Origin of the sequence: Pseudomonas silensiensis, assembly GCF_050434865.1 — a bacterium.
Classification (GTDB): domain Bacteria; phylum Pseudomonadota; class Gammaproteobacteria; order Pseudomonadales; family Pseudomonadaceae; genus Aquipseudomonas; species Aquipseudomonas fluorescens_W.
In genome coordinates this window covers 147,484-169,997 of the sequence record NZ_JBNDJH010000008.1, presented here as the reverse complement: position 1 = coordinate 169,997, position 22,514 = coordinate 147,484, and the positions used below count along the sequence as shown (strand labels likewise).

Genomic DNA, 22,514 nt, shown 5'->3' with positions numbered 1-22,514 from the left:
TTAATGTTTGCCCGATTTACCCAGCGCTTTGGCCACCAGTTTTTCGTAGAGTTCGGCGTACGGTTCGACCGCCTTGCACCAGTTGAAAGGCGCGGCCATGGCACGGCAACGCATGGCGTTGAGCAGATCGGGGAAGGCAAAAACCTTGAAAGCCCGGCTCAGGGCTTCCTCGTAACTTTCAGCCGTGGATTCGTCGAACAGGAAACCGGTCACGCCGTTTTCAATGGTGTCGGCCAAACCCCCGGTGTTGCGTGCCACCGGCAACGAACCGAAGCGCTGGGCGTACATCTGGCTCAGCCCGCAAGGTTCGTAACGCGAAGGCATCAGCAGGAAATCACTGCCGGCGAACATGCGACGGGCGTCGGTTTCGTTGAAACCGATGCGCACGCCGATCTGGCCTGGGAAGCGCACGGCCAGTTCACGCATGGCTTGTTCTTCTTCCGGCTCGCCACGACCGATGATCGCGATCTGCCCGCCAGAGTTGACGATGTACTCGGAGACGGCCTCGGTCAGGTCCAGGCCTTTCTGATAGACCAGTCGCGAAACCACGGCGAACAGCGGACCTTCGCTGTCGTCCAGGCCGAACAGCTCACGCACGTGGGCGGCGTTGACCGCTTTGCCTTCCCAATCGCCAATTTTGAAGGGGCAGAACAGGTGCGGGTCGGTGGCGGCGTCCCAGCTTTCATCGATGCCATTGGGAATACCACTGAGCAGACCTTGCTGGGTCTTGGCGGCAAGAAAACCGTCGAGACCGCAGCCGAAGGCCGGGGTGGTGATTTCCTGGGCATAGGTGGCGCTGACGGTGGTGATGTGGCTCGAATAAGCCATGCCGGCCTTGAGGAACGACATCTTGCCGTAGAACTCCATGCCTTCCTGTTGCAAGGCATGCGTGGGAATACCCAGTTCCGGGCACGACCCAAGACTGGTCACGCCCTGGTAGGCGAGGTTATGAATGGTGAACAGCGTCGGGGTACGCTGTCCACGCCAGTGCATGTAAGCGGGTGCCAGACCGGCAGGCCAGTCATGGGCGTGCACCAGGTCCGGGCACCAGTGAATTTGTGCAAGGTTGGCGGCGATGTCGGCGGCTGCCAGGCCCAGGCGGGCAAAGCGGATGTGGTTATCCGGCCAGTCGCGGCCGTTGTTGGCACCGTAAGGCGAACCCTCGCGCTCATAGAGCTCGGGGCAGATCAACACGTAAATGACCAGACCGTCAGGCATGTCCATGCGCCCGATCTTGCAGGGGGGCAACGCGGCGTGACCGCCGAGCTCACCAATGATATGAATCGGGTTTTCGCTGTGCAGCACTTGCGGGTAACCGGGGATCAACACTCGCACATCGTGCAAGTGAGCCATGGCTCGCGGCAGCGCTGCGGAAACGTCGCCCAGACCACCGGTTTTCACCAGATCGGCGATCTCCGAGGTGACGAACAGCACTTTCTTCTTGTTGGGATTCTGACTGGCCACCGGTGTCAGCGTCTTGGTGCCTGGGACGCTGATCGATTGGTGACTTGGAACGCTCACGGCGCTCGTTTCGCCGACCTGCTGATGAGCACGTTCTCCCTGAATATCTAAAGCCGCACTGATCATATAAATCTCCCGTGTTGTTGATCTAATTCTTAGGTCTGGCACAAACGGTGTTTCGTGGCCAATTCCTGTGGCCGGGCGCAAACGCGCTACGCATCGGTGAGCAAGCGCTGCCAATACGATGAAGCAGAATGGCTGTAGTGATCGTTGCAAGGATTGCACCAGTCGCAACGCCCCTCCTTTTAAGCTGACCCGTCACGACCGGCAAAAGTTTCGACTTTCTTTCCACTTTATGACCGACCGGTTTTGCCTCGCGGAACTGAGTCTAGGCCAGAACTTAGAGCGGGGGAGACCATATGGCAAAATTGTTCGACAATCGGTTTAAAGAGGTACGGACGTACCGCTTGGAGGGATAAACGCACCGACGAAGGGCATGTTTTTTTAGCGTTTTGCCTCAAAAAAAAGTCGAGATGTCACATGAATGTGCGAAGCGCGGCAAGGCTTATGCACCGTTGTGGTGCGCGACAGTCAGTCCCGTCTTTGGCCGAACCGCTGCCTTACGGTGCGCCTTGATGCCTTGTTATAGTCCGGGCTTCATTTTCTGCCCGGTAAAAGGATCACTGCCATGTCTCAGTACACTGCGTTCACCGTCGAACTGGCCGATAAAATCGCCCATGTGCAGATCAACCGGCCGGAAAAGATCAACTCGATGAACGCCGCGTTCTGGAGTGAGATCATCGAGATTTTCCAGTGGATCGACGACACCGACGAAGTCCGGGTGGTGGTGCTCAGTGGTGCGGGCAAGCATTTTTCTTCCGGCATCGACTTGATGATGCTGGCCGGCGTGGCCAATGAACTGGGCAAGGACGTGGGGCGCAACGCGCGCCTGCTGCGCCGCAAGATTCTCGCCTTGCAAGCGTCTTTCAATGCCGTCGACAATTGCCGCAAGCCGGTGCTGGCGGCGGTTCAGGGTTATTGCCTGGGCGGCGCGATTGATTTGATTTCGGCTTGCGACATGCGTTACGCCGCTGAAGACGCGCAATTCTCGATCAAGGAAATCGACATCGGCATGGCCGCCGACGTTGGCACTTTGCAACGCTTGCCGCGGATCATCGGTGACGGCATGCTGCGTGAACTGGCTTACACTGGTCGCACGTTCGGTGCCGAAGAAGCGCGTGGCATGGGCTTGGTCAATCGCGTCTACAGCGACACCGCCAGCCTGCTCGACGGTGTCATGGGGATTGCCCGCGAGATCGCCGGCAAGTCGCCGATTGCGATCACCGGCACCAAAGAGATGATCAGCTACATGCGCGACCATCGCATCGATGACGGCCTCGAATACGTCGCCACCTGGAACGCCGCCATGCTGCAATCCACCGATCTGCGCGTGGCCATGGCCGCCCATATGAGCAAACAGAAACCCGAATTTCTGGACTGATTAAAAATGACTTCACGCTGGACCACTGCAGTACTGGACACCGACCAACCCGGCGGCTGGGCCGTGGCGCGCAGCCCCGAGGGCTTTCTGTTCGATGACAATGGCGCGCTGTTCCCGCGCGAATGGCTCAAGCGCCAGGACCTGTCGATCCTCGCCGAACATGGCATCGGTCACCTGGACGGCGAACCGGTCTATTTACTGGAGCTGCGCAGTCACAGTGATGTGCCGGGCTGCAACTGGAAAGGCCTGCGGGCGTTCATGCTCGAAGGCGACCATACGCTCTACAAGGTGCTCGGTTATGCCGCGCAAATCGGCACCTGGGCCCGCGAACACCGCTTTTGCGGTAACTGCGGGCAGGCGATGACCCAGGTGATCCGGGAACGGGCGATGTATTGCGAACCGTGCGATTTACGCAGCTACCCGCGCATTTCGCCGAGCATGATCGTGCTGGTGACCCGGGGCGATGAGGTTCTGCTGGCGCGTTCGCCACGCTTTGTCGCCGGGGTCTACAGCACGTTGGCGGGGTTTGCCGAACCGGGCGAGTCGGCCGAAGACTGCCTGATTCGTGAAGTCCGTGAAGAAGTGCAGATCGAGGTCAAGAACATCCAGTACATGGGCAGCCAATGCTGGCCGTTCCCGCATTCGATGATGCTGGGTTTCCATGCCGAATACGCCGGCGGCGAGATCGTGTGTCAGGAAGACGAGATCGAAGACGCCCAGTGGTTCAACGTTCATGAGCTGCCGCCGTTGCCGGCGTCACGCTCGATTGCCCGTTACCTGATCGACGTCTATGTGGCGCGGCGCTTAGGCCACGCTGAACCAGTGTTGCCAGGCTAACCGCACGGTCAAGCCCAGCACCACGGTGATGAACACCGGGCGAATGAACTTCGCACCGCCGCTGATGGCGGTGCGAGCCCCGAAGAACGCCCCGATCATCACCGACAGGCCCATGCTCAGGCCGATGATCCAGTCCACCTGCCCGGAAAACACGAACACCGACAGTGCCGCAATGTTGCTGACGAAGTTCATGCTGCGCGCCACGCCGCTGGCCTTCACCAGGTCGATGGGGTACATCAGCATCGTGCTGACGGTCCAGAACGCACCCGTGCCGGGACCGGCCACGCCGTCGTAAAACCCGAGGCCGAAGCCTTGGGTTGATTGCCACTTCTTCTTGATCGGTGCGTCGCTGTCCAGCGGCGCTTTCGGCGTGCCGCCAAACAACAGATAGACGCCGCAGCCGAAAACGATCACCGGGAGCATCTTGTTCAGCCATTCCGCCGGCAGGTAGTGAGCGACCACAGCCCCGGTCAGCGCGCCCACCAGCGTGCCGACAATGGCGTGCATCCACTGTTTTGGATGGAACAGCTTGCGCCGGTAGAAGGTGAAACTGGCCGTGGCCGAGCCGAACGTCGAACTGAGTTTGTTGGTGCCCAGCACCAAGTGTGGTGGCAGGCCTGCGGTCAGCAGCGCCGGGGTGGTCAACAGACCGCCGCCGCCGGCAATGGCGTCGATGAAACCGGCAATGAAAGCGACGAGGGCCAGAATGGCCAGGGTGGTGAGGTCAACACTGAGTTCGAAAGGCATGGAATCGGCTTATTCGGCGGGGGCGCAGGACAGGGCTGCGGGGAAGGGCCGATATCTTACCTATATCCAACTACTGCGGCGACCGCTCTGGCGCCTTCGCGGGCAAGCCTCGCTCCTACAGGTCGACACAAATCCCGTAGGAGCGAGGCTTGCCCGCGAAGACAGACTTGCAGACGCTACATCAGTCGGACTGTGGCCCATTCCCGATCTGCCACACAAACGGCGGCTCGGTCCCGTTGATCACCCAATCCCCGACAATCCGTGCCTTGTAGATCACCGGATTGTGCGACGACACCGTCCTCGCATTGCGCCAGTGCCGGTCGAGCGATTTACCCACCCGAGTATCCGAAGCCCCCAGCGCATTGAACAGCTTTGTGGTTGCTCGCTGGATCAGCTCCGACACCACCACCTGAGCCTTGGCCGATTCGATTTCCGCCGCGACATTCGCTTCTTGTTCCAAGGCGTCATCACCTGAGAATCGCGCGAGATAAGCCCGTTGCGCCGGTTGTGCAGCCCTCAAGGCGCTGGCCTCGGCCGCATACACCAGCGCCGCAATCTCACCGACCACTTGCTGCACCTGCGAATCCTGGCTGACATGTTGCGCATTGCCATGGCTGTAGATGCGTTTGCGTTCACGCACCTGGTGAGCCACATCGCGCAACGCCGCACGACCGATCCCGGCCAGTGTCGCCAGCAGCACCAACTGATAAAACGCAGTCTGGTATTTGAAGCGGGTGGCGAAGTCGATGATGTTTTCGGCCTCCACGTCAGCATCGATAAACCGTGAGGTGCCACTGCCGGTGGTGCGCTGGCCAAAGCCGTCCCAGTCGTCGCTCTGCACGATGCCGGGTTGGCGAGTGCGGACCGCGGCAATCACATCGCCGCCGGTGTCGCTGCGTTGCGCGTACACGTCGATCCAGTCGGAAAACAGGCTGCCGGTGCTGTAGAACTTCTCGCCGTTGAGCCGCCATTGGTCACCGTGAGGTGAGACTTTGGTGATGACATCGCCAATCGCCACGCTGCCGATTTCGGTCCAGGCATTGCCGGCGATGTCACCGTCGACGAAGCGCTTGAACCACAGATCCCGCGCCGGCCCGGGCGCCGAGTTCAAGCGATCCTCGGCAAAGGCGAAGTGCCCGCGCAAGGCCTGAGGCACGTTGGAATCGGCTTCGGCCAATTCGATCAGCAGCTCAAACAGTTGTGGCAGGGAGGCGCCGCCACCGCCGTATTCAACCGGAATCCGTACGGCGCCGAAACCGGCGTCCTTGAGCCACTGAATCGGTTCGTAGGGAAGGCTGCGGGACTGCTCGCGCTCAACGGCACCGGCGGCGATGCGTTGGAAGATCGGCCGGAACCTTGCGGCCAGCGCTTCATAGTCAGTGCCAGTGGACAGCGGATTGATTACCTGGTGTTCGGTCATGGGACGGCTCCTTGGATCGGCAGTAGAAAGTGTTGCGTCTGTCAGGGGCAATTGCATGGTCCATGCCGAAGCTCGCGGGCCAGGATTTACGGGAGGAACTGGATGTCGGCACGCAGTGAATTGTTGCTGTACCAACAGTGCATCAGCAAATTGCCTCTGATACACCCACTCTGTGGCGAGGGAGCTTGCTCCCGCTTGAGTGCGCAGCGCTCACAAAAACTTGGGGCCGCTACGCAGCCCAGCGGGAGCAAGCTCCCTCGCCACAGTATTCGGCTCATCTCAAGATTGGCGCTGGCACGGTTGCTGCTCTTACCCCAGGACATCCCTAAAGTCCCGAGGACATGTCAATGAGTCAGCAAGCCGTCAAATTTGCCTACTGGGTGCCGAACGTCAGCGGCGGGCTGGTGGTCAGCAAGATCGAGCAACGTACCCACTGGGGCATCGACTACAACCGCAAACTGGCGCAACTGGCCGAAGAGGCGGGGTTTGAATACGCCCTGACGCAAATCCGTTTCACCGCCGGTTACGGCGCCGAGTACCAGCACGAATCGGTCGCCTTCAGCCACGCGCTGCTGGCCGCCACCACTAAACTGAAAGTGATCGCCGCGATCCTGCCCGGCCCTTGGCAACCGGCGCTGGCAGCCAAGCAATTGGCAACCATCGACCAGCTGACTAACGGACGGGTGGCGGTGAACATCGTCAGTGGCTGGTTCAAGGGTGAGTTCCAGGCGATTGGCGAACACTGGCTGGAACACGACGAGCGCTATCGCCGCTCCGAAGAATTCATCCGCTCGCTGAAGGGCATCTGGAGCCAGGACAACTTTACCTTTCGCGGCGACTTCTACCGTTTCGACAACTACAGCCTCAAACCCAAACCGCTGGGGCAGCCGGAAATCTTCCAGGGTGGCAGTTCCCGCGCGGCTCGGGACATGGCGGCACGGGTTTCGGACTGGTACTTCACCAACGGCAACACCCCGGAAGGCATCAAGGCCCAGGTCGATGACATCCGCGCCAAGGCGGCGGCCAACAATCATTCGGTGAAAGTCGGCGTGAACGCGTTTGTCATTGCCCGCGACACCGAAGAAGAAGCGCGAGCCGTGCTTGCACAAATCATCGATCAGGCGGACCCGGAGGCGGTGAATGCGTTTGGCGATGCGGCGAAGCAGGCGGGCAGGGCGTCACCTGAGGGCGAGGGCAACTGGGCCAAGTCGACGTTCGAGGATCTGGTGCAGTACAACGACGGTTTCAAGACCAACCTGATCGGTACGCCGCAGCAGATTGCCGAGCGGATCGTCGCGTTGAAAGCGGTGGGCGTGGATCTGGTGTTGGCGGGGTTTCTGCACTTTCAGGAGGAGGTGGAGTATTTCGGTCAGCGGGTATTGCCGTTGGTGAGGGAGCTGGAAGCTAAAGCGCAGGTGAAACCGCAAACTGCGGTCGCCTGACCACCACAAAACCCTGTGGGAGCGAGCTTGCTCGCGAAGGGGCAATCAGATTCAACATTGATGTTGACTGACGCACCGCCTTCGCGAGCAGGCTCGCTCCACATTGGGTCTATGTGAAGTTATAGGCCCAGGTCGGACAGACCTGGATGATCGTCAGGACGACGACCCAGCGGCCAGTGGAACTTGCGGTCGCTTTCCTTGATCGGCATGTCGTTGATGCAGGCAAACCGATTGGCCATCAAACCGTTCTCATCGAACTCCCAGTTTTCGTTGCCGTACGAGCGGAACCAGTTGCCCGAGTCGTCGTGCCATTCGTAGGCATAACGCACGGCGATGCGGTTGCCGGTAAAGGCCCAGAGTTCTTTGATCAGGCGGTAATCCAGTTCCTTGGCCCATTTGCGCGTCAGGAAACCTTTGGCTTCTTCGCGGTTGTAGGCGAACTCGGCGCGGTTACGCCATTTGGTGTCCAGGGTGTAGGCCAGCGACACGCGTTCCGGGTCGCGGGAGTTCCAGCCGTCTTCGGCCAGGCGTACTTTTTCAATGGCCGATTCACGGGTGAATGGCGGCAATGGCGGACGAACTTCGGCATTAGACATTAATAGTCTCCCTAACAAAGTAAAGTTCTAGCAAGTTGTCGGGCTTGGTAAAAGTGTTACAGGTCCAATAACTTTCGCGCCATGCATTGCGCATTATCGGCGGCACTGTGATCACCCATGACAAGCGCCACGGTAATGGCACCGTCGATCAGGATCAGCAGCTGTTTGGCCAGCGTCTCCGGGTCTGTGGCGCCATGTTCGGTGCAGAGCTCGCGCACGTAGTCGAGCAGCTTTTGTTTATGGTCTTTGGCAACCAGGCGAACCGGGTCTTGCGGGTCGCCGGTTTCGCCGCTGGTATTGATGAATGCACAGCCACGGAAGCCTTCGGAGGCGAACCAGGCCTTGAGCACGGTAAACAGGTTGAGCAACCGGTCGGCCGGTGTTTCAGCCTGGTCGACTTCGCTTCGATACCAATGCATCCAGCGCACATCACGGCGTTGCAGGGCCGCGACGGTGAGCTCCTCCTTGTTGGCGAAGTAACGGTAAATACTCTTTCTGGAGACGCCGGCGGTTTTCACCAGAAGATCCATCCCGGTGGCAGCGATGCCACTTTTGTAGATCAACTTTTCGGTGACATCCAGAATGATGTCGCGTGTGTCGTTGCTGGTTATTTCGTTCATGTGGCAAACAGTAGAACGATCGTTCTCCTTGGTCAAGAAGATATTTTTATCGTCTGAAAAATCGCCTTCGCGAGCAGGCTCGCGAAGGGGCCTTTACAGACACTCACAAGACCCAAGGCAATCCATGGTGTAAGCTCTCGGGTTCTCCGGATTCGACCTTTTTGCGAGCCCTATGCCGTCGCTTTTCAAACGCTCTCTGCTGCCCAAACTGCGCAGTTTTCCGCTGACCGCCGATGCCGTCACCATCCTTTCCGGCGCTGCCGAGTTTCGTCGGTGCCTGCTGGAAAAGATCGCCAGCGCCACCCGGCGCATTTATATCGTCGCGCTTTATCTGCAACAGGATGAAGCCGGCCAGGAAATTCTTGATGCCTTGCACGCGGCCAAACTGGCGCGTCCGGAACTGGACGTGGTGGTGGTCGTTGACTGGCTGCGCGCTCAGCGCGGCTTGATCGGCGCCGGAAAGCAGCCGGGCAACTCGGCCTGGTATCAGGAAACCACCCGCACTCATGCCAGTGAAGTGCCGGTGTATGGCGTTCCCGTGCAGACCCGAGAGCTGTTCGGCGTGCTGCATTTGAAAGGCTTCGTGATCGATGACTGTGTGATCTACAGCGGCGCGAGTCTGAACAACGTCTATCTGCACAAATTCGACAAATACCGCTACGACCGTTATCACCTGCTGCACAACAGCGCCCTGGCCGATTCCATGCAGCACTTGGTCCAGCACGGTCTGATCGCTTCCAAAGCGGTGCATCGTCTCGATTTGCCGAACCTGCCGACCACCCGCAGCCTGCGCAACGACATCGGCGACTTGCGCAGCCGCCTCAAGCACGCGGCGTACGACACCACGACAGGCACTACGGAAAAGGCTGGTTTGTCGGTCAGCCCATTGCTCGGTGTCGGCAAGAACAACCCGTTGAGCCGAGTGATTTGCGAATTGATCGCCAGCGCTCAGCATCAACTGACCATCTGCACACCGTACTTCAACCTGCCGCTGCCCGTGACCCGGGAAATCAACCGGGCACTGGCGCGGGGCGTGAAGATCGACATCATCGTCGGCGACAAGACGGCCAACGACTTCTACATCCCGCCGAGCGAGCCGTTCAAGGTGATTTCGGCGCTGCCTTATCTTTACGAGATCAGCCTGCGGCGTTTCGCCAAGCGTCATCATCGCAGCGTCGACAGCGGCCAGTTGAACCTGCATCTGTGGCGTGACGGCGACAACACCTACCACCTCAAGGGCATGTGGATCGATCAGCGCTACACCTTGCTGACCGGCAACAACCTCAACCCGCGGGCATTCCGACTCGACCTGGAAAACGCCTTGCTGATCGATGATCCGAAAGGCGAACTGCTGGAGCCGCGTCGTAAAGAGCTGGCGGAGATTTTCGAAAACACCCGCCGCATTGAGCGATATCAGGAACTGGAAACGCTGCTGGAATACCCGGCGGCGGTGGCCAAGTTTCTCAAGCGCGTGAGTCGGGTGCGGATCGAGCGGTTGCTCTATCGGATTCTGTAACGCTTAAAGCAAAAGATCGTCCGAACGCGGTTCGGACGATCTTTTGATCTTAACGAGCTAATATGCCCCCCACTTCAAACAAGAACAGGGCTTAGTTCGGTCAATGTCGGAAAAAGACACCATCTCCATTCAATTGGTGCGTGAAGCACTGCTGCAAAGCTGCGCCCCCGGAGCGACCACCGATCAGGTGTTGAACAAGGTCGGCATCGATCCGGCACTGCTCGACAGCAGCGATGCACGCGTCCCGGCCACGGCTTATGCGCGTCTGTGGCGTTTACTGGCGCGACGTGGAGACGATGAGTTTTTTGGCATGGACCCGCGCAAACTCAAATCCGGCAGCCTGGCGTTTCTCTGTCGCTGCTCCATGGTCCAGCCGAGCCTGGCTGCTGGCCTGACCACGGGCTTGAGCTTTCTGTCGTTGATGCTCGAACACCTGCCCGCGCAATTGGTTCGTCAGCAAAGCCTGGCGGAAATCGTCCTGCTCGAAGACGACCAGGACCCGCGTCGCGCCTTCACGTATTTCACTTACTGGATGATCGTTCACGGCGTCGCCTGCTGGCTGGCGGGGCGGCGGATTCCGATCCTGGCCATCGAGTTGCGCTGCCCGACACCGGACTTCTGCGATGACTACCAGGTGATGTTCTCCGAGAACCTGCGTTTCGACCGGCCCCGCACGCGGATGATTTTCTCCGCCGAGTGCCTGGACTTGCCGATCAAGCGCAGCCCGGAAGAACTCAAGCGTTTCCTCGCCCATGCGCCGGCCAATATTCTGGTCAAGTACCGCGACCCGGAGAGCCTGGCCAGTCGGATCAAACACGATTTGCGGCAACTGCCCGCCGAACACTGGCCGGAAACCGAACCCCTGGCGCAACAGCTGTGCATGTCGGCTTCCACCCTGCGTCGGCGCCTGGCCGAAGAAGGCCAGACTTACCAAGGGCTCAAGGACAGCGTGCGCAAGGAACTGGCGATTGTCTGGCTGGCCGAGCCCGCCATCAGCTTCGCCGAGATCGCCGCGCGGCTGGGGTTTGCCGATACCAGCTCGTTCTACAAGGCGTTTCGCAAGTGGTCCGGGTCAAATCCGGGGCATTACCGCAGCCTGATCCTCAACGAAGCCAGCTGATCCGGAACTTGTGTTGAGCCGTCTGGCGCCTTCGCGGGCAAGCCTCGCTCCTACAGGCTCGATGGTGAGCTTGGCGATCCGGTACCTGTAGGAGCGAGGCTTGCCCGCGAAGGCGTCCGTCCTGACGACGCATCTCTCAAATCTTGGCCAAACCAGTCACGCAACTTGATAGCTTTGACCATTGTCCCGCGCCCCGCACAGAGCGAGTATTTCCCTGTAAATCAAGGTTCCCCCGGCCTAATAAAAATACAAAGGGATTCTGGCAATGCGCGCTTATTTGTCTGCTACATCACAGTTCAATTACCAGCACACCGTCGACGCGGCGCTCGCGGGCGATTTGACCGCCCTCAACGCCTGTGTCGAGTGTTGCGATCGCCATGCCTTGCCGGGGCGCATCGCGCTGTTCTGGGAAGGCCGCGATGGCGCCAGCGCGACCTACACCTTCAGCGACTTGCAGGACAAAGCCGCGCGTTTAGCCAACTTCCTCCTGGCCCAAGGCGTGAAAAAAGGCGACAAGGTGGCCGGTCTCCTGCCACGTAACATCGAATTATTGATCACCGTATTCGCCACCTGGCGCATCGGCGCGGTCTACCAGCCGCTGTTCACGGCATTCGGCCCGAAAGCCATCGAACACCGCCTCAGCTCCTCGGGCGCCAAAGTGGTGGTCACCGACGCCGGCAACCGCTCCAAACTCTCTGAAGTCGCCGACTGCCCGACCATCGTCACCGTTGCCGGCCCGAAAGGCCAAGGCATCGTCCGCGGCGATTACAGCTTCTGGGCCGAACTGGCCAATTATTCTCCTGTGTGCGAACCGGTCCTGCTGACGGGTGAAGACCCGTTCTTGCTGATGTTCACCTCGGGCACCACCGGTCCGTCGAAAGCGCTGTCCGTTCCGCTCAAGGCCATCGTCGCCTTCCAGGGCTACACCCGTGACGCCGTGGATTTGCGTCCTGAAGACGCCTTCTGGAATCTCGCCGATCCGGGTTGGGCCTACGGCATCTATTTCGGCGTCACCGGGCCCATGGCCCTGGGGCATCCGATCACCTTTTACGATGGCCCGTTCTCCCTCGAAAGCACCTGTCGTGTGATCAACAAATACGGGATCACCAACCTCACTGGTTCGCCGACGGCCTATCGCCTGTTGATCGCGGGTGGCAACGAGTTTGCCCGCTCGATCAAGGGCAAACTGCGCATCGTCAGCAGCGCCGGCGAGCCGCTGAACCCGGAAGTGATTCGCTGGTTCGCCGACAACCTCGGCGTGGTGATTCACGACCATTACGGCCAGACCGAACTCGGCATGGTGCTGTGCAATCACCATGGCCTGGAGCATCCGATCCACATGGGCGCCGCCGGATTCGCCTCGCCGGGCCACCGCATCGTGGTGCTGGATGACGAATACAAAGAACTCGGCGTCGGTCAGCCGGGCATTCTGGCCATCGACCGCACCCAATCGCCGATGTGCTGGTTCGCCGGTTACGAAGGTGCACCGACCAAGGCCTTCGTCGGCAACTATTACCTGAGCGGCGACACCGTCGAGTGGAACCCGGACGGCAGCATCAGCTTCGTCGGTCGCAGCGACGACGTGATCACCACCTCCGGTTATCGCGTCGGTCCGTTCGACGTGGAAAGCGCGTTGATCGAACACCCGGCCGTGATTGAAGCCGCCGTTGTCGGCAAGCCCGACCCGGAGCGCACCGAACTGGTGAAAGCCTTCGTGGTGATTTGCGAGCAATACCGCGCAACGCCGGAGCTGGCCGAAGAACTGCGCCAACACGTGCGTAAACGACTGGCCGCGCATTCCTATCCCCGTGAAATCGAATTTGTCAGCGAGTTGCCGAAAACCCCTAGCGGCAAATTGCAGCGCTTTATCTTGCGCAACCAGGAAATCGCCAAGGCTCAAGAGGCCGCCGCGAAGAACGTTTCAGCTTGAATCCAAGGAAACCATGATGCAGATCGAAAATAAGGTTTTTCTCGTCACCGGCGGTGCGTCGGGTCTCGGTGCGGCCACCGCTGAAATGCTGGTCGCGGCCGGCGCCAAAGTGATGCTGGTGGACATGAACGCCGAAGCCGTTGCGGCCCAGGCTGAACGTCTTGGCGCGCAAAGCGTGGTAGCGGATATCAGCAACGAAGCTGCGGCCGAAGCTGCTGTGCAGGCGACGGTCAAAGCTTTCGGAGGCTTGAATGGTCTGGTCAACTGCGCCGGCATCGTGCGTGGCGAGAAGATCCTCGGCAAGAACGGCCCGCACGTGTTGGCCAATTTCAGCCAGGTGATCAACGTCAACCTGATCGGCAGTTTCAACATGCTGCGCCTGGCCGCTGCGGCGATTGCCGAAACCGAAGCAGATGCTGACGGCGAGCGCGGCGTGATCATCAACACCGCCTCGGCCGCAGCCTATGACGGCCAGATCGGTCAGGCCGCGTATGCCGCCTCCAAAGGCGCAATCGTCAGCCTGACCTTGCCCGCCGCCCGTGAACTGGCGCGCTTCGGCATCCGCGTGATGACCATCGCCCCGGGCATTTTCGAAACCCCGATGATGGCCGGCATGACCCCGGAAGTCCGCGCGTCCCTGGCGGCTGGCGTGCCGTTTCCGCCGCGTCTGGGCAAACCAGGCGAGTATGCCGGGCTGGTCAGGCATATCATTGAAAACAGCATGCTCAATGGCGAGGTGATCCGTCTCGACGGTGCCTTGCGCATGGCCGCCAAATAAGGAGGATTTGTCATGACTATTTCCAACGATCCCATTGTTATCGTCAGCGCCGTCCGCACCCCGATGGGTGGTTTTCAGGGCGAATTGAAAAGCCTGACGGCACCGCAACTCGGTGCTGCGGCGATTCGCGCTGCCGTCGAGCGCGCCGGCGTGGCGCCAGACTCGGTTGAAGAAGTGCTGTTCGGTTGCGTCCTGTCCGCTGGCCTCGGCCAGGCCCCTGCACGTCAAGCCGCATTGGGCGCAGGGCTGGATAAATCGACCCGTTGCACCACCCTGAACAAGATGTGCGGTTCGGGCATGGAAGCGGCCATTCTAGCCCACGACATGCTGGTGGCCGGCAGCGCCGACGTGATTGTCGCTGGCGGTATGGAAAGCATGTCCAACGCCCCGTATCTGCTGGACCGCGCCCGCAGCGGTTATCGCATGGGCCACGGTCGCGTACTCGACCACATGTTCCTCGACGGTCTGGAAGACGCTTACGACAAAGGCCGCCTGATGGGCACCTTCGCCGAGGATTGCGCCGAAACCAACGGTTTCACCCGTGAAGCCCAGGACGCGTTTGCCATTGCCTCGACCACCCGCGCGCAGCAGGCGATCAAGGACGGCAGCTTCAAAGACGAGATCGTGCCGCTCACCGTGACTGTCGGTAAAGAGCAGGTGCTGATCAGCAACGACGAACAGCCACCGAAAGCCAAACTGGACAAGATCGCTTCCTTGAAACCGGCGTTCCGCGACGGCGGCACAGTGACGGCGGCGAACTCCAGCTCGATCTCCGATGGCGCCGCTGCACTGGTGTTGATGCGCCGTTCCGACGCTGAAAAGCGCGGCCTGAAACCACTGGCAGTGATTCACGGTCACGCGGCGTTTGCCGACACTCCGGGCCTGTTCCCGGTGGCACCGGTGGGCGCGATCGAGAAGCTGATGAAGAAAACCGGCTGGTCGCTGGACGAAGTCGACTTGGTCGAAGTCAACGAAGCCTTCGCCGTGGTCAGCCTGGTCACCATGAGCAAACTGGAAATCCCCCACGAGAAGATCAACGTTCACGGCGGCGCTTGCGCCCTCGGCCATCCGATCGGTGCGTCTGGCGCGCGGATCCTCGTGACCTTGCTCTCGGCCCTGCGCCAGAAAGGCCTGAAACGCGGCGTTGCAGCGATCTGCATCGGCGGCGGCGAAGCCACGGCCATGGCCGTGGAATGCCTGTACTAAGACTGACGCTGCCCCATGTAGGAGTGAGACCGGCTTGCCGGCGATGGCGGACTCACTTTCAACATTTATGTGAGCTGATACACCGCCATCGCGAGCAGGCTCACTCCTACAGGTTTTGCGTTCGAACCAAACAAAGGATTCACCATGATCCCCAATGACGAACAACTTCAGATCAGCGACGCGGCCCGGCAGTTTGCCCAGGAACGGCTGAAACCGTTCGCCGCCGAGTGGGACCGCGAGCATCGCTTCCCCAAGGAAGCCATCGGCGAGATGGCGGAACTGGGTTTCTTCGGCATGTTGGTGCCAGAAGAGTGGGGCGGTTGCGACACCGGATACCTGGCCTACGCCATGGCCCTGGAAGAAATCGCGGCCGGCGACGGCGCCTGCTCGACCATCATGAGCGTGCACAACTCGGTGGGTTGCGTGCCGATTCTCAAGTACGGCAACGACGACCAGAAAGAACGCTTCCTCAAACCGTTGGCCAGCGGCTCGATGCTGGGGGCTTTTGCCCTCACCGAACCGCAGGCCGGCTCTGACGCTAGCGGCCTGAAAACCCGTGCCCGTCTGGAAGGCGATCACTACGTGTTGAACGGCTGCAAACAGTTCATCACCTCCGGGCAGAACGCCGGGGTGGTGATCGTGTTCGCCGTGACTGATCCGAGTGCCGGCAAGCGTGGCATCACGGCGCTGATCGTGCCGACCGATTCGCCGGGCTACAAAGTCGCACGGGTCGAAGACAAGCTCGGCCAGCACGCCTCCGACACCTGCCAGATTCTGTTTGAGGACGTGAAGGTGCCGTTGGCCAACCGGTTGGGCGAGGAGGGCGAAGGTTATCGAATCGCCTTGGCCAACCTCGAAGGCGGCCGTGTCGGCATCGCTTCGCAATCAGTGGGCATGGCCCGCGCTGCGTTCGAAGCGGCCCGCGATTACGCTCGCGAGCGTGAAAGCTTTGGCAAACCGATCATCGAGCATCAAGCGGTCGCGTTCCGCCTGGCGGACATGGCAACCCAAATCGCCGTCGCCCGGCAGATGGTGCATTACGCGGCGGCGCTGCGTGACAGCGGCAAACCGGCCTTGGTCGAAGCGTCCATGGCCAAGCTGTTCGCCTCGGAAATGGCCGAGAAAGTCTGTTCCTCGGCGTTGCAAACCCTTGGCGGTTACGGTTACTTGAACGATTTCCCGCTGGAGCGGATCTACCGCGACGTGCGTGTCTGCCAGATCTACGAAGGCACCAGCGATATTCAGCGCATGGTTATTTCGCGCAATCTTTGAGAAGGAGTTATCTGTGAGCTACGAAACGATTTTGTTGGAAACCCATGGTCGCGTCGGCCTGATTACCCTGAACCGTCCGCAAGCGCTGAATGCGTTGAACGCGCAAATTGTCAGCGAACTGAACCACGCCCTCGATGGCCTGGAAGCCGATTCGAACATCGGCTGCATCGTGCTGACCGGCTCGAAAAAAGCCTTCGCCGCCGGCGCCGACATCAAGGAAATGGCCGAGCTGACCTACCCGCAGATCTACCTCGACGACCTGTTCAGCGACAGCGATCGCGTGGCTAACCGCCGCAAGCCGATCATTGCCGCCGTCAACGGTTTCGCCTTGGGCGGTGGTTGTGAACTGGCGCTGATGTGCGACTTCATCCTGGCCGGCGACAACGCCAGGTTCGGTCAGCCGGAAATCAACCTCGGCGTACTGCCGGGCATGGGCGGCACCCAGCGCCTGACCCGCGCGGTGGGCAAGGCCAAGGCCATGGAAATGTGCCTCAGCGGGCGCTTGATCGATGCGGTGGAAGCAGAGCGTTGCGGGATTGTCGCGCGGATTGTTCCGGCTGATGAGTTGCTGGAAGAAGCGTTGAAAGTCGCGGCGCTGATTGCCAAGAAGTCGCTGCCGATTGCGATGATGGTCAAGGAAAGCGTCAACCGCGCGTTTGAAGTGAGCCTGTCGGAAGGTGTGCGCTTTGAGCGTCGGGTGTTCCATGCGGCGTTTGCGACGCAGGATCAGAAGGAAGGGATGGCGGCGTTTATTGGTAAGCGTGAGGCGGAGTTCAAGGGTAAGTGATATTGCGGGGTGGCCTTGAAATCTACCCCTCACCCCAGCCCTCTCCCCAGTGGGGAGAGGGGGAAAGGGAGCCGATCTTCATGCTCTTCAAACCTGAGTTCGACTCGGAATTTTCAGGTCGATGTAACTCGAAAAACACCTCGGTCAGTCCCCTCTACCCTCTGGGGCGGTCCGACGTTTCGGGAGGGTTAGGGTGAGGGGTGGATTTCAAGGCCACCCCCAATTCCAGCCATCACACCAAATAGTTCTTAAGCTCCCGAGCAATCACCATCCGCTGTATCTCGCTCGACCCTTCATAAATCTGCGTAATCCGCGCATCCCGGTAGTAACGCTCCACCGGGTAGTCCTCTAGATACCCATACCCGCCATGAATCTGCATCGCCGACGAACACACTTTCTCGGCCATCTCGGATGCAAACAATTTCGCCTGTGAAGCCTCCGACAGACATGGCTTGCCGGCACTGCGCAACCGCGCAGCATGCAGGATCAACAGTCGTGCAGCATTCAACCGGGTGTGCATGTCGGCCAGCATGTTGGCGATGCTCTGGTGCTCGATGATCGGTTTGTCGAACTGCACCCGATCCCGCGAATAGGCCAGCGCTGCTTCAAACGCCGCGCGGGCAATGCCCAGCGCCTGCGCCGCGATGCCGATGCGGCCGCCTTCAAGGTTCGACAGGGCAATCGCCAAACCTTTGCCGCGCTCACCCAACAGGTTGGCTTCGGGGATCGTGCAGTTGCTCAGGGTCACCGCGCAGGTATCGGACGCGCGAATGCCCATCTTGTGTTCGGTGCGATCAACGATGAAACCCGCGGTATCGGTCGGCACCAGGAACGCCGAGAGGCCGCGCTTGCCCAGGTCCGGATCGGTCACCGCAAACACGATGGCCAGTTTCGCCCGTTTGCCGTTGCTGACGAATTGCTTGGCGCCGTTGATCACCCACTGGCCGTCGCGCAGTTCGGCGCGGGTACGCAGGTTGTGGGCTTCGGAACCGGCCTGGGGTTCGGTCAGGCAGAAGCAGCCGATGGCCTGACCGCTGGCCAGATCCGGCAGCCAGGTCTGTTTCTGTTCTTCAGTGCCGTAGTTGAGGACCGGACCGCAGCCCACGGAGTTGTGAATGCTCATCAGTGCGCCAGTGGCGCCGTCGCCGGCGGAAATCTCCTCCACGGCCAAGGCGTAAGCCACGTAGTCGACATAGGTGCCGCCCCATTCCTCGGGCACCACCATGCCCAGCAGACCCAGTTCGCCCATCTTCGCCACCAGACCGTCATCAATCCAGCCGGCCTTTTCCCAGGCTTGGGCGTGGGGTGCGATTTCGCCGCGGGCAAAGTCCCGGGCCATGTCGCGGATCATGACTTGCTCTTCGCTCAATTCGATATCGTGCATGGCTCAGCTCCCGCTTTGGTCAAAACCGGTGAAGAAACTCGCGACGTGTTCGGCGTCCAGCGCCTGCAAGGTCGGCGGGTTCCAGCGCGGCTTCTTGTCTTTGTCGATCAGCAAGGCGCGCACGCCTTCGATCAGGTCGCCGCGCTCGAACCACTGGCGGTCCAGGTGCAGCTCAAGGGCGAAGCAGTCTTCCAGACTCAAGTGCCGGCCGCGACGGAGCATTTCCAGGGTCACGCCCATGGCCAGCGGTGAACGGCTTTCCAGCAGGTCGGCGGTGGTCGTGGCCCACTCGTGGCTGTCGGCGACCGTTACTTCACGCAGTTGCTCAACAATACTCGGCACATCGGGCAGGGCGAAGAAGTGATCGATGGCCGGGCGCAACGCCGCCAAAGGTGGCGCGGGCAGTTGTTGCACGGCGAGTTTCGCCAGCAGACCTTGAAGGTCCTTCAACGGCGTTTCGTGCCATTCGAGCTGGTCGAGTTGCTCGTCGAGGGTGCCCAGCTTGTCGCTTTCCAGGTACCAGTCGGCCAGGCCGCAATAGAGCGCATCGGCCGCGCGGATCTGCACACCGCTGACGCCTAGGTAAATCCCCAGTTCACCGGGAACGCGCGGCAGGAAATGGCTGCCACCGACATCCGGGAAATAACCGATCGCCACTTCCGGCATCGCCAGACGGCTTTTCTCGGTGACCACCCGCAAGTCGGCGCCTTGTACCAGGCCCATGCCGCCGCCCAGGACAAAACCGTCCATCAAGGCGAGCACCGGTTTGCGGTAATGGTGAATCGCGAGGTCGAGGGCGTATTCCTCGACGAAGAAATCTTCGTGCAGCGTGTCGCCGTTTTTGAAGCTGTCGTACAGCGAGCGAATATCGCCGCCGGCACAGAACGCCTTCTCGCCAGCACCGCGCAATACCACTGCGTGTACATGCGGGTCCTGTGACCAGGTGTCGAGCTGGCGCTGCAGGTTGCGCACCATGTCCAGGGTAATGGCGTTGAGGCCGGCGGGGCGGTTGAGGGTCAGGTGACCGATGTGGTTGCGAACCTCGGCCAGCACTTCGTTTTGCATGGCATCCATGGACGAGGTCCGCGGAGAAGAAACCTGAGCAGTCATCACTAACTCCCTGCTTTTATTGTTCTTTATAGAGAAGCTCGCGCGCGAGCGATGCTGGATCGTAACAGTGCAAATTTGTGATGTACAACCGGGATATGTGCAGGTCTCGTCTGCATTTTTGCAATGCCAACGAAGAATTCCTTTGCGAAAACGGCCGTGGGCCGGGCTCACGACAGATTCGGCTGTCAAAACAGCCTTATCAGCGCAATCCGGGTGTCTACACCGGCCCGTACGACACCTGCACCCGCTCATCTGTTGGCATTCTTGCTTCGGGTTTGAAGCCGTCTGTGCCGAGGGTTTCAGGCCGGGTGCCGCTGAGTGCGGCCCACCGTGCAAAACAATAAGAACGCTGTTGCGGTGTTAGCCGCATCGACTCTCTGTTCCTGCCCATAAAGGTGGCCTGGTTAGCCTGGCCGCGATAACTCCAAACAAATCGGGATTCAAGAAGATGAAGACTAGATGGCTGAGCTTGTCGGTACTCGCATTACTGTGCTGCTCCACTGGCGCCAGCGCCAAGGAATGGAAAGAGCTGCGATTCGGCGTCAACCCGAGCTACCCGCCTTTTGAGTCCACCACCGCCGATGGCGGCGTGCAGGGCTTTGGCGTGGATTTGGGCAACGCGATCTGCGCCGAATTGAAGTTGAAATGCGTGTGGGTCAGCAATGACTTCGACGGGCTGATTCCGGCGCTCAAGGCAGGTAAGTTCGATGCCATCGAATCGTCGATGACGGTGACTGATGCGCGTAAAAAGCAGATCGACTTCACTGATCGCCTGTATGCCGGGCCAACCGCCATCGTTACTCGCAAGGATTCCGGTCTGTTGCCCACCGCTGAGTCGCTTCAGGGCAAGACCATCGGTTACATGCAGGGCACGATCCAGGAAACCTACGCCAAGGCCAAACTGGCACCCGGCGGCGTGAAACTGCGTGCGTATCAGAATCAGGATCAGGTCTACGCCGACCTGGTATTTGGCCGTCTCGACGCCTCGATCCAGGACAAGATGCAGGCGCAAATGAGCTTTTTGACTTCCCCTCAAGGCGCAGACTTCAAGAACAGTGAAGGCATCAGCGACCCGTTAGTGCCGTCCGACATCGCCATCGGCGTGCGCAAGGACAACGAAGAACTCAAAGGCATGCTCAATGCTGCCATCAAGGCCCTGCACGACAAGGGTATCTACGCGCAGATCCAGCAGAAACACTTCGGCGATCTGGACCTTTACAACTACTGATCCTCGCGCCCCGAAGGCTGCGTCCTGGTAGCAGGCGCAGCGCTTGAGCGCGGGCGCCTCAAGACAGGTGACTGACGTGAACTCCTTCCTGAATCTGATCGGGGTCGATCTCTCGGCCCTGCAAGGCTATGGCCCTTTGTTGCTGCACGGCACCTGGGTCACTCTGAAATTGTCAGCGCTCTCGCTGCTGGTGAGCATGGCGCTGGGCCTGCTCGGCGCGGCAGCGAAACTGTCGCCGCTGAAGCTGTTGAACCTGCCGGCGACCTTCTACACGACGCTGATTCGCGGCGTGCCAGACCTGGTGCTGATGCTGCTGATTTTCTACAGCCTGCAAGGCTGGCTGAGTAGCCTGACCGAGGCCATGGACTGGCCCTACATGGAAATCGACCCGTTCGTGGCCGGCGTCATCACCCTTGGGTTTATCTACGGCGCGTATTTCACCGAGACCTTTCGCGGGGCGATTCTGAGTGTGCCGCGCGGCCAGCAGGAAGCCGCCGCGTGCTTTGGCCTGAACCGCTGGCAGCGATTTCGCTTCGTGGTGTTCCCGCAAATGATGCGTTTCGCCTTGCCAAGCCTCGGCAATAACTGGCTGGTACTGCTCAAGGCCACGGCGCTGGTGTCGATCATCGGTTTGTCGGACCTGGTCAAAGTCGCGCAGGAAGCCGGCAAAAGCACGTTCAACATGCTCGATTTCCTGCTGCTGGCAGCGGCGCTGTATTTGCTGATCACCAGCGCTTCCAACTACGTTTTGCGCGTGCTGGAACGGCGCTATAACCAGGGTGTGCGGGGGATGGCACGATGATCGAGTTAATTGCCGAATACTGGAAACCCTTTCTGTTCAGCGACGGCTACAGCCTCACCGGGTTGGCCATGACGTTGTGGCTGCTGGTGGCGAGCATTGTGATGGGGTTCTTCCTGTCGTTGCCATTGGCGATCATGCGCACTTCACGCTGGGGCCTGCTGCGTTGGCCGGTTCAGCTGTTCACCTATGTGTTTCGCGGTACGCCGCTGTATATCCAGTTGCTGATTTGCTACAGCGGGATCTACGGCATTGCGGTGGTGCGCTCGCAACCGCTGCTCGAAGCATTTTTCCGCGATGCGATGAATTGCACCTTGCTCGCGTTCACGCTCAACACCTGCGCCTATACCGTGGAAATCTTCGCCGGGGCGATTCGCAGCATTCCCTACGGTGAAATCGAGGCCGCCCATGCGTATGGCTTGAGTGGCTGGCGCCTGTACCTGCGGCTGATTCTGCCTTCGGCATTGCGCCGGGCACTGCCGTATTACAGCAACGAAGTGATCCTGATGTTGCACGCGACTTCAGTGGCGTTCACCGCCACCATTCCGGACATTCTCAAAATCGCCCGGGACGCCAACGCCGCGACCTTCATGACCTTCCAGGCCTTCGGCATTGCCGGCCTGCTGTACCTCGCGCTGTCGTTCGGCCTGGTCGGAGCCTTCCGCCTGGCAGAGAAGCGCTGGCTGAGCTTTCTCGGCCCGACTCACTGAATCCCATTTTCTATCCAGAGCGGTGCCGCTTGGCGCGCCGCTCCAGGAGT

20 protein-coding genes are annotated in these 22,514 nt (G+C 60.1%); 13 read left to right on the top strand and 7 right to left on the bottom strand.

The window, feature by feature from the left end; translation table 11 throughout:
* Positions 1 to 1,587 carry a glycogen synthase GlgA gene (gene glgA, locus QF010_RS14180; RefSeq protein ID WP_429533345.1) on the bottom strand — a complete coding sequence of 529 codons (1,587 nt, stop codon included), beginning with the start codon at positions 1,585 to 1,587 and terminating at the stop codon, positions 1 to 3.
* Positions 1,588 to 2,149: 562 nt separating this feature from the next.
* Between glgA and QF010_RS14175 the strand changes: the two genes are divergently transcribed.
* Both QF010_RS14175 and nudC read left to right on the top strand, forming a co-directional pair.
* Complete coding sequence (locus tag QF010_RS14175) at positions 2,150 to 2,962, top strand: crotonase/enoyl-CoA hydratase family protein (protein ID WP_033054737.1); 813 nt, start codon at positions 2,150 to 2,152, stop codon at positions 2,960 to 2,962.
* 6 nt (positions 2,963 to 2,968) lie between these two features.
* Positions 2,969 to 3,799 (top strand): NAD(+) diphosphatase, encoded by an 831-nt coding sequence (gene nudC / locus QF010_RS14170; protein ID WP_429510071.1) that lies wholly within the window; start codon positions 2,969 to 2,971, stop codon positions 3,797 to 3,799.
* Here the strand turns inward: nudC and QF010_RS14165 are convergent.
* Entirely contained in the window at positions 3,767 to 4,546 is a 780-nt protein-coding gene (locus QF010_RS14165; RefSeq protein ID WP_033054740.1) for a TSUP family transporter, read from the bottom strand. The two genes, nudC and QF010_RS14165, sit on opposite strands and share 33 nt — an antisense overlap.
* 181 nt (positions 4,547 to 4,727) lie before the next feature.
* Entirely contained in the window at positions 4,728 to 5,966 is a 1,239-nt protein-coding gene (locus QF010_RS14160; protein WP_429533344.1) for an acyl-CoA dehydrogenase family protein, read from the bottom strand.
* Positions 5,967 to 6,307: 341 nt separating this feature from the next.
* Here QF010_RS14160 and sfnG point away from each other — a divergent pair, with 341 nt between their 5' ends.
* A complete protein-coding gene (gene sfnG, locus QF010_RS14155) occupies positions 6,308 to 7,408 on the top strand; it encodes a dimethylsulfone monooxygenase SfnG (RefSeq protein ID WP_429533343.1) in 1,101 nt (366 codons plus the stop codon).
* Positions 7,409 to 7,527: 119 nt separating this feature from the next.
* Here the strand turns inward: sfnG and QF010_RS14150 are convergent, their stop codons facing one another.
* Positions 7,528 to 8,004 carry a nuclear transport factor 2 family protein gene (locus QF010_RS14150; protein ID WP_008152708.1) on the bottom strand — a complete coding sequence of 159 codons (477 nt, stop codon included), beginning with the start codon at positions 8,002 to 8,004 and terminating at the stop codon, positions 7,528 to 7,530.
* Positions 8,005 to 8,060: 56 nt separating this feature from the next.
* Positions 8,061 to 8,624, bottom strand: a complete 564-nt coding sequence (locus QF010_RS14145) for a TetR/AcrR family transcriptional regulator (protein ID WP_008152706.1) — start codon at positions 8,622 to 8,624, stop codon at positions 8,061 to 8,063.
* A 172-nt stretch (positions 8,625 to 8,796) separates the two neighbouring features.
* Between QF010_RS14145 and pssA the strand changes: the two genes are divergently transcribed.
* The 7 genes from pssA (at position 8,797) to QF010_RS14110 (ending at position 17,233) form a co-directional block, all read left to right on the top strand.
* On the top strand, positions 8,797 to 10,140 hold the full coding sequence (gene pssA, locus QF010_RS14140) for a CDP-diacylglycerol--serine O-phosphatidyltransferase (RefSeq protein ID WP_429533342.1): 1,344 nt from the start codon (positions 8,797 to 8,799) through the stop codon (positions 10,138 to 10,140).
* A 103-nt stretch (positions 10,141 to 10,243) separates the two neighbouring features.
* A complete protein-coding gene (locus QF010_RS14135; protein ID WP_429533341.1) occupies positions 10,244 to 11,260 on the top strand; it encodes an AraC family transcriptional regulator in 1,017 nt (338 codons plus the stop codon).
* Positions 11,261 to 11,525: 265 nt separating this feature from the next.
* Positions 11,526 to 13,190 carry an AMP-binding protein gene (locus tag QF010_RS14130; protein ID WP_429533340.1) on the top strand — a complete coding sequence of 555 codons (1,665 nt, stop codon included), beginning with the start codon at positions 11,526 to 11,528 and terminating at the stop codon, positions 13,188 to 13,190.
* A gap of 16 nt (positions 13,191 to 13,206) precedes the next feature.
* On the top strand, positions 13,207 to 13,968 hold the full coding sequence (locus QF010_RS14125) for an SDR family NAD(P)-dependent oxidoreductase (RefSeq protein ID WP_033054749.1): 762 nt from the start codon (positions 13,207 to 13,209) through the stop codon (positions 13,966 to 13,968).
* 12 nt (positions 13,969 to 13,980) lie between these two features.
* Entirely contained in the window at positions 13,981 to 15,174 is a 1,194-nt protein-coding gene (locus QF010_RS14120) for an acetyl-CoA C-acyltransferase (RefSeq protein WP_033054750.1), read from the top strand.
* 144 nt (positions 15,175 to 15,318) lie between these two features.
* Entirely contained in the window at positions 15,319 to 16,446 is a 1,128-nt protein-coding gene (locus QF010_RS14115; RefSeq protein WP_429533339.1) for an acyl-CoA dehydrogenase, read from the top strand.
* A 13-nt stretch (positions 16,447 to 16,459) separates the two neighbouring features.
* Entirely contained in the window at positions 16,460 to 17,233 is a 774-nt protein-coding gene (locus QF010_RS14110) for an enoyl-CoA hydratase (protein ID WP_033054754.1), read from the top strand.
* Between the two features lie 232 nt (positions 17,234 to 17,465).
* On the opposite strand, the gene QF010_RS14105 is transcribed toward QF010_RS14110, so the two are convergent.
* Together QF010_RS14105 and QF010_RS14100 are read right to left on the bottom strand one after the other, a co-directional pair.
* A complete protein-coding gene (locus tag QF010_RS14105) occupies positions 17,466 to 18,617 on the bottom strand; it encodes an acyl-CoA dehydrogenase family protein (RefSeq protein WP_429510056.1) in 1,152 nt (383 codons plus the stop codon).
* A gap of 3 nt (positions 18,618 to 18,620) precedes the next feature.
* Positions 18,621 to 19,727: an enoyl-CoA hydratase/isomerase family protein gene (locus QF010_RS14100; RefSeq protein ID WP_429533338.1), complete on the bottom strand. Its 1,107-nt coding sequence runs from the start codon at positions 19,725 to 19,727 to the stop codon at positions 18,621 to 18,623.
* Between the two features lie 448 nt (positions 19,728 to 20,175).
* Here QF010_RS14100 and QF010_RS14095 point away from each other — a divergent pair, with 448 nt between their 5' ends.
* The 3 genes from QF010_RS14095 (at position 20,176) to QF010_RS14085 (ending at position 22,464) form a co-directional block, all read left to right on the top strand.
* Positions 20,176 to 20,955, top strand: a complete 780-nt coding sequence (locus QF010_RS14095; RefSeq protein ID WP_429533337.1) for a transporter substrate-binding domain-containing protein — start codon at positions 20,176 to 20,178, stop codon at positions 20,953 to 20,955.
* A gap of 76 nt (positions 20,956 to 21,031) precedes the next feature.
* Positions 21,032 to 21,757, top strand: a complete 726-nt coding sequence (locus QF010_RS14090; protein WP_033054762.1) for an ABC transporter permease — start codon at positions 21,032 to 21,034, stop codon at positions 21,755 to 21,757.
* Positions 21,754 to 22,464, top strand: coding sequence for an ABC transporter permease (locus QF010_RS14085; protein WP_008155279.1), 711 nt, complete (start codon positions 21,754 to 21,756; stop codon positions 22,462 to 22,464). Before QF010_RS14090 ends, QF010_RS14085 begins: the two co-directional genes overlap by 4 nt.
* Positions 22,465 to 22,514: the final 50 nt, after the last annotated feature.

What these genes read in the sequence shown, in the direction of transcription:
- glgA (WP_429533345.1), bottom strand. Translation starts at nt 1,587, where the DNA reads ATGATCAGTGCGGCTTTAGATATTCAGGGAGAACGTGCTCATCAGCAG.
- QF010_RS14175 (WP_033054737.1), top strand. Translation starts at nt 2,150, where the DNA reads ATGTCTCAGTACACTGCGTTCACCGTCGAACTGGCCGATAAAATCGCC.
- nudC (WP_429510071.1), top strand. Translation starts at nt 2,969, where the DNA reads ATGACTTCACGCTGGACCACTGCAGTACTGGACACCGACCAACCCGGC.
- QF010_RS14165 (WP_033054740.1), bottom strand. Translation starts at nt 4,546, where the DNA reads ATGCCTTTCGAACTCAGTGTTGACCTCACCACCCTGGCCATTCTGGCC.
- QF010_RS14160 (WP_429533344.1), bottom strand. Translation starts at nt 5,966, where the DNA reads ATGACCGAACACCAGGTAATCAATCCGCTGTCCACTGGCACTGACTAT.
- sfnG (WP_429533343.1), top strand. Translation starts at nt 6,308, where the DNA reads ATGTCAATGAGTCAGCAAGCCGTCAAATTTGCCTACTGGGTGCCGAAC.
- QF010_RS14150 (WP_008152708.1), bottom strand. Translation starts at nt 8,004, where the DNA reads ATGTCTAATGCCGAAGTTCGTCCGCCATTGCCGCCATTCACCCGTGAA.
- QF010_RS14145 (WP_008152706.1), bottom strand. Translation starts at nt 8,624, where the DNA reads ATGAACGAAATAACCAGCAACGACACACGCGACATCATTCTGGATGTC.
- pssA (WP_429533342.1), top strand. Translation starts at nt 8,797, where the DNA reads ATGCCGTCGCTTTTCAAACGCTCTCTGCTGCCCAAACTGCGCAGTTTT.
- QF010_RS14135 (WP_429533341.1), top strand. Translation starts at nt 10,244, where the DNA reads ATGTCGGAAAAAGACACCATCTCCATTCAATTGGTGCGTGAAGCACTG.
- QF010_RS14130 (WP_429533340.1), top strand. Translation starts at nt 11,526, where the DNA reads ATGCGCGCTTATTTGTCTGCTACATCACAGTTCAATTACCAGCACACC.
- QF010_RS14125 (WP_033054749.1), top strand. Translation starts at nt 13,207, where the DNA reads ATGCAGATCGAAAATAAGGTTTTTCTCGTCACCGGCGGTGCGTCGGGT.
- QF010_RS14120 (WP_033054750.1), top strand. Translation starts at nt 13,981, where the DNA reads ATGACTATTTCCAACGATCCCATTGTTATCGTCAGCGCCGTCCGCACC.
- QF010_RS14115 (WP_429533339.1), top strand. Translation starts at nt 15,319, where the DNA reads ATGATCCCCAATGACGAACAACTTCAGATCAGCGACGCGGCCCGGCAG.
- QF010_RS14105 (WP_429510056.1), bottom strand. Translation starts at nt 18,617, where the DNA reads ATGCACGATATCGAATTGAGCGAAGAGCAAGTCATGATCCGCGACATG.
- QF010_RS14100 (WP_429533338.1), bottom strand. Translation starts at nt 19,727, where the DNA reads ATGACTGCTCAGGTTTCTTCTCCGCGGACCTCGTCCATGGATGCCATG.
- QF010_RS14095 (WP_429533337.1), top strand. Translation starts at nt 20,176, where the DNA reads ATGAAGACTAGATGGCTGAGCTTGTCGGTACTCGCATTACTGTGCTGC.
- QF010_RS14085 (WP_008155279.1), top strand. Translation starts at nt 21,754, where the DNA reads ATGATCGAGTTAATTGCCGAATACTGGAAACCCTTTCTGTTCAGCGAC.